The organism is Pseudomonas poae, from assembly GCF_001439785.1.
In the GTDB taxonomy this organism is placed as follows: domain Bacteria; phylum Pseudomonadota; class Gammaproteobacteria; order Pseudomonadales; family Pseudomonadaceae; genus Aquipseudomonas; species Aquipseudomonas poae.
In genome coordinates this window covers 154,201-160,229 of record NZ_JYLI01000014.1, presented here as the reverse complement: position 1 = coordinate 160,229, position 6,029 = coordinate 154,201, and the positions used below count along the sequence as shown (strand labels likewise).

At 62.2% G+C, this 6,029-nt stretch carries 8 protein-coding genes; all 8 read left to right on the top strand.

Annotated features, from left to right (window positions below):
* Window positions 1-310: 310 nt before the first annotated feature.
* The 8 genes from TU75_RS17775 to fliR all read left to right on the top strand — a co-directional run bounded on the left by TU75_RS17775 (window position 311) and on the right by fliR (window position 6,029).
* Window positions 311-1,657: a flagellar hook-length control protein FliK gene (locus TU75_RS17775; RefSeq protein WP_060549646.1), complete on the top strand. Its 1,347-nt coding sequence runs from the start codon at window positions 311-313 to the stop codon at window positions 1,655-1,657.
* Between the two features lie 128 nt (window positions 1,658-1,785).
* Window positions 1,786-2,298, top strand: a complete 513-nt coding sequence (fliL, locus tag TU75_RS17770) for a flagellar basal body-associated protein FliL (protein ID WP_003236883.1) — start codon at window positions 1,786-1,788, stop codon at window positions 2,296-2,298.
* Window positions 2,299-2,307: 9 nt separating this feature from the next.
* Complete coding sequence (gene fliM / locus TU75_RS17765) at window positions 2,308-3,276, top strand: flagellar motor switch protein FliM (protein ID WP_003236882.1); 969 nt, start codon at window positions 2,308-2,310, stop codon at window positions 3,274-3,276.
* A gap of 42 nt (window positions 3,277-3,318) precedes the next feature.
* Window positions 3,319-3,786 carry a flagellar motor switch protein FliN gene (gene fliN / locus TU75_RS17760; RefSeq protein ID WP_003236880.1) on the top strand — a complete coding sequence of 156 codons (468 nt, stop codon included), beginning with the start codon at window positions 3,319-3,321 and terminating at the stop codon, window positions 3,784-3,786.
* 1 nt (window position 3,787) lies between these two features.
* Window positions 3,788-4,222 (top strand): flagellar biosynthetic protein FliO, encoded by a 435-nt coding sequence (fliO, locus tag TU75_RS17755; RefSeq protein WP_060549645.1) that lies wholly within the window; start codon window positions 3,788-3,790, stop codon window positions 4,220-4,222.
* A complete protein-coding gene (gene fliP / locus TU75_RS17750; RefSeq protein WP_003236875.1) occupies window positions 4,222-4,965 on the top strand; it encodes a flagellar type III secretion system pore protein FliP in 744 nt (247 codons plus the stop codon). The genes fliO and fliP overlap by 1 nt, the downstream gene beginning before the upstream one ends.
* Window positions 4,966-4,969: 4 nt before the next feature.
* On the top strand, window positions 4,970-5,239 hold the full coding sequence (gene fliQ / locus TU75_RS17745; protein WP_003214552.1) for a flagellar biosynthesis protein FliQ: 270 nt from the start codon (window positions 4,970-4,972) through the stop codon (window positions 5,237-5,239).
* Between the two features lie 4 nt (window positions 5,240-5,243).
* Complete coding sequence (gene fliR, locus TU75_RS17740; protein ID WP_003236874.1) at window positions 5,244-6,029, top strand: flagellar biosynthetic protein FliR; 786 nt, start codon at window positions 5,244-5,246, stop codon at window positions 6,027-6,029.

The window sequence follows — 6,029 nt, the reverse complement described above, 5'->3', positions numbered from 1 at the left end:
TGGTCGATCAGCTCTTGGGGAATGGATGGAAGGTCTCGCGGGGCCTCACGGGCCGGTTTCTTTTTGGTCGGCATACATGCACCTCTATCAACATGTTATGCCCGAACACAAAATTTATGACAGTCCCAGGCGACCCCGTTAACCACGCTGGCCGAACGAAGGCTTGAATCCGTGGGTAACCCGGCAGGACACCGGGTTAGCGCACTGGCCCAGTGCGGCGATATATATCCAACCAATCCAACCTGGCCCAACTCTTGCTTTATCTCCACAACTGCATCCCATGACCCCCATGCAGTTGGAGACCCTACTTATGCCAGTCGCCCCCAACGCCCTCCTTCAGGCTGCCCCTGCGGCCAAGCCTCAAGCGCCCGTCGCCGTTTCACCTTCAGTGGCGGCGGCCCCCCGGGATAAAGGCCCTGGCTTCGCTCAAGTGTTCGCCAACCAAGCGTCAAAACCTGCCGCAAAACCCGACGCCAGCCCGGCCAAACCCACGCGCGACAAGCCTGTCGAAAGCCCGGCCAAGCCGGTTGCCGACAGCGACAAACCTGCCGCCAGCACGCCGGCGGTTGCCGATAGCGGCAAACCCTTGCCTGCCACGCCGCCAGCCAAGTCCGACGACAGCGCCAGCAGTGACGACGACAAACCCACCGACCCGGCCCTGGCGCAACAGCCGCCGGCCGATCCGGTAGTCGACCCGGCCCTGGTGGCCACGCTCACGCCAGTGGCTTTGCCGGTACCGCCGGAAACGCCGGCCCCGGTTGCCGCCAAGCCCGACAAGGCTGACAAGACGCAACCTGCGGTCGCAGCGCCTGTCGCGGCAACCGATGCAGCCAAGCCTGCCTTCGACCCCGCCGCCGACCCGCTGGACGATATGCCCGCCGTGCGTTTGGCGATGGAACAGGGCGGTCACGTGTCCGCCAGCAGCCAGGCGCCGCAGAAGGCCGCACCGACCACCGCCACCCAGGATCAGCCAACCGCCGCGCAGACATTTGCCGCCGGCATCGCCACCCTGGTGGACCAGCAAGCCGCCAAGGACAGCACCCATCAGGGCGGCGAGAAGGCGTTCGGCGCGTTGATCGATGACGGTCTCAAGGACCTGAAAAACGCCGGCAGCGATACCCGCGTCGATAACTTCGCCGATCGCCTGGCCGCGCTGACCCAGGCCGCCACGCCGAAAACCGCCAATGCGCTGCCGCCGGTAGCCAACGCACCGTTGGCGATGCACCAGAGCGGCTGGACCGAAGAGGTGGTCAACCGCGTGATGTACCTCTCCAGCGCCAGCCTCAAGTCGGCCGAGATTCAGTTGCAGCCGGCCGAGCTGGGGCGTCTGGACATCAAGGTCAACATGACACCGGATCAGCAGGCTCAGGTGACGTTCATGAGCGGTCACGCCGTGGTGCGTGAAGCGTTGGAAAGCCAGTCCGGCCGCCTGCGCGAGATGTTCGCTCAGCAGGGCATGGGCCAGGTGGACGTGAACGTGTCCGACCAGTCCCGTGGCCAGGAGCAGCAACAGCAACAGCAGAACCAGATGCGCGGCGTGAGTGGCGGCGCACGGGGTGGCAGGGCCGACAGTGCTGACCACGCGGAAGTCACCGCTGCCACAGCGCCGGTAACGACCAGCGTGATCGGCTCCAGCGCCGTCGATTACTACGCCTGATTAAATGTGGGAGGGGGCTTGCTCCCTCCCACATGGATATGTGCCTGTCTACCAGACAATTCTGGCATAACACTTGCTCTTGCCTTTCCGTAGATCTATGAATCCCAAAATAGTGACGGATTATTGGCATGGCGAAGAGCGAAGACGCAGCACAAGCACCCGAAGGCAAGGTCAAGGGGAAGGGCAAACTCAAGCTTATCCTGATGATCGTCCTGGGTCTGCTCCTGGCCATTGGTGCTTCAGTGGGCGGCACCTGGTACATCATGCACAGCAGTGCCAGCAAACCGGCCCCCGTCGCCGAGGCCGCCACCAACGCCAAGCAACCGGCTATCTTCGAGCCGATGCTGCCGGCCTTTGTCGCCAACTACAATCAGAACGGCCGTCAACGCTACCTGCAGGTGAGCATGACGCTGTTGGCGCGTAATCAGGCGGACCTGGATGCGCTCAAGGTGCATATGCCGGTGATCCGCAACAACCTGGTGATGCTGTTATCCGCACAGGGCTTCGACAGCCTGGTGACCCCGGTTGGCCAGGAAATGCTGCGCCAGAAAGTCACCGCCAGCGTGCAGGAAGTGTCCCAGAAGGAACTCGGTAAAGTCGCCGTCGAGCAAGTGCTCTTCACTAATTTCGTATTGCAGTAGGATCACGACATGGCCGTGCAGGACCTGCTGTCCCAGGATGAAATCGATGCGCTGCTGCATGGCGTGGACGATGGTCTGGTACAGACCGAAATGGTTGCCGAGCCCGGCAGCGTCAAAAGTTATGACCTGACCAGCCAGGATCGCATCGTCCGTGGGCGCATGCCGACCCTGGAGATGATCAACGAACGTTTCGCCCGCTACACCCGCATCAGCATGTTCAACATGCTGCGTCGCTCTGCCGACGTGGCGGTGGGCGGCGTGCAGGTGATGAAGTTCGGCGAGTACGTGCATTCGCTGTACGTGCCCACCAGCCTCAATCTGGTCAAGATCAAGCCGCTGCGCGGCACCGCGCTGTTCATCCTCGACGCCAAGCTGGTGTTCAAGCTGGTGGACAACTTCTTCGGTGGCGACGGTCGCCATGCCAAGATCGAAGGCCGCGAATTCACCCCTACCGAATTGCGTGTGGTGCGCATGGTGCTGGAGCAGGCCTTCATCGACTTGAAGGAAGCCTGGCAGGCCGTCATGGAGGTCAATTTCGAGTACATCAACTCGGAAGTGAACCCGGCCATGGCCAACATCGTCGGACCGAGCGAGGCTATTGTGGTGTCGACGTTCCACATCGAACTCGATGGCGGCGGCGGCGATCTGCACGTGACCATGCCGTACGCGATGATCGAACCGGTGCGCGAGATGCTCGACGCCGGCTTCCAGTCCGACGTTGACGACCAGGACGAACGTTGGGTCAAGGCCCTGCGCGAAGACCTGCTCGACGTCGACGTACCGCTGAGCGCCACCGTGGCCCGTCGCCAGTTGCGCCTGCGCGATATTCTGCACATGCAGCCCGGCGACGTGATTCCGGTCGAATTGCCGGAAGAAATGATCATGCGCGCCAACGGCGTGCCGTCGTTCAAGGTCAAGCTCGGTTCCCACAAGGGCAACCTGGCGCTGCAGGTGATCGAGCCGATCAACCGGCGCTGATCCCCCTCTTTTTATGAATGTTTGCTTCGCCGAGGACATGTAATGGCTACCGAACACGAAAACACTTCCGCCGAAGACCAGGCTCTGGCTGACGAATGGGCAGCGGCCCTGGAAGAAACCGGCGATGTCGGCCAGGACGATATCGACGCGCTGCTGGCCGCCGATGCCGCCACCGCGCCCGCCGGCAAGCGCCTGGCGATGGAAGAATTCGGCAGCATGCCGAAGAACAATGACCCGGTGAGCCTCGACGGTCCCAACCTGGACGTGATCCTCGACATTCCGGTGTCGATCTCCATGGAAGTGGGCAGCACCGAAATCAACATCCGCAACCTGCTGCAGCTCAACCAGGGCTCGGTGATCGAGCTGGACCGCCTGGCCGGTGAGCCGCTGGATGTGCTGGTCAACGGCACGCTGATCGCCCACGGCGAAGTGGTGGTGGTCAACGAAAAGTTCGGCATCCGCCTGACGGACGTGATCAGCCCGAGCGAACGCATCAAGAAGTTGCGCTGACATGAAGTATTCACTGGCGGGACTGTGTCTGGCGCTGCCATTGAGCGCCCTCGCGGCCGAACCTGTGGCGAAGGCGGCCGCGCCCTTGGTCGGCGGCAGTGTCGGCGGGCAACTGACCCAGCTGGTGCTGGGGTTGCTGCTGGTGGTAGGGCTGATCTTCGTGCTGGCCTGGGTGATGCGCCGCATGCAGCGTATCGGCCCCGGCAATGGCCAGGTGATCGAGATGATCGGCGCGCGTGCGCTGGGGCCGCGTGACCGGCTGGTGCTGGTGCAGGTGGGCGGCGAACAGATCTTGCTGGGCATCACGCCGGGCCGTATCACCCCGCTGCACGTGCTCAAGAACCCGGTGAACGTGGACACGTCCACGCCTGCCACGCCGGAATTCGCTCAGCGCCTGATGGAGTTGCTGGGCAAGGATCAGAAGGATAAGAAGTAATGCGCGTTTTATTGACGCTCATGCTGTTGCTGGTCGCGCCACTGGCGCTGGGCGCCGACCCGTTGTCGATCCCGGCGATCACCCTGGGCACCAACGCAGCCGGCGCGCAGGAGTATTCGGTCAGCCTGCAGATTTTGCTGATCATGACCGCGCTGAGTTTTATCCCGGCGTTCGTCATGCTGATGACCAGCTTTACGCGGATCATCATCGTGTTCTCGATCCTGCGCCAGGCCCTGGGCCTGCAGCAGACGCCGTCGAACCAGATCCTCACTGGCATGGCGCTGTTTTTGACCATGTTCATCATGGCGCCGGTGTTCGACAAGGTGAACCAGCAAGCCCTGCAACCCTATCTGGCCGAGACCATCACGCCCCAGGTCGCAATCGACAGGGCCCAGGGTCCGATCAAGGACTTCATGCTGTCGCAGACGCGCTCCAGCGACCTTGAGCTGTTCGTGCGCCTGTCCAAGCGCACCGACATTGCCACCCCGGATCAGGCGCCGCTGACCATCCTGGTGCCGGCGTTCGTCACCTCGGAGCTCAAGACCGCGTTTCAAATCGGCTTCATGATCTTCATCCCGTTCCTGATCATCGACCTGGTGGTGGCGAGCGTGTTGATGGCCATGGGCATGATGATGCTGTCGCCGCTGATCATCTCGTTGCCGTTCAAGATCATGCTGTTTGTGCTGGTGGACGGTTGGGCGCTGATAATCGGCACCCTGGCCGGCAGCTTCGGAGGGGTATGAGGCCATGACGCCAGAAGTAGCGGTCGACCTGTTCCGTGAAGCGCTGTGGCTGACCACCATGATGGTCGCCGTGCTGGTGGTGCCGAGCCTGTTGGTGGGCCTGCTGGTGGCGATGTTCCAGGCCGCGACCCAGATCAACGAACAGACCTTGAGCTTTTTGCCGCGCCTGCTGGTGATGCTGATCACGCTGATCGTCGCCGGCCCGTGGCTGGTGCAAACCTTCATGGAATACATCCTGCAGCTGTACGGCAGTATTCCGCAGTTGATCGGCTGAGCCCATGCAATCGCTGCTGGCGTTGACCGACACCCAGATCAGTACGTGGGTGGCCTCGTTCATCCTGCCGCTGTTTCGCGTCACAGCGATGCTGATGGCGATGCCGGTGTTCGGTACCACCCTGGTGCCCCGGCGTGTGCGTCTGTATTTTGCGGTGGCTATCACGGTGGTGATCGTGCCCGGTCTGCCGCCGATGCCGCCGGTCAACGCGCTCGACCTCAGTGCCTTGCTGCTGATCGCCGAGCAGGTGCTGATCGGTGCCATGCTGGGTTTTTCCCTGACCCTGTTCTTCCAGGCCTTCGTGGTCGCCGGGCAAATCATTTCGGTGCAGATGGGCATGGGCTTCGCGTCCATGGTCGACCCTACCAACGGCGTCTCGGCAGCAGTGATCGGGCAGTTTTTGACGATGCTGGTGACCTTGCTGTTTCTGGCCATGAACGGCCACCTGGTGGCGTTCGAGGTGCTGACCGAAAGCTTCACCACCTTGCCGGTGGGATCGGGGCTGGTGGTCAATCATTTCTGGGAAGTGGTGGGGCGCCTTGGCTGGGTGCTGGGCGCCTCGCTGTTGCTGGTGCTGCCGGCCATCACCGCGTTGCTGGTGGTGAACATCGCGTTCGGCGTGATGACGCGCGCGGCGCCGCAGTTGAACATTTTCTCCATCGGTTTCCCGCTGACCCTTGTAATGGGCATGGTCATCTTTTGGGTCGGCCTGGCTGACATTCTCAATCAGTATCAACCGCTGGCGACCGACGCCCTGCAGTTTTTACGTGACCTGGCACGGGCGCGCTGA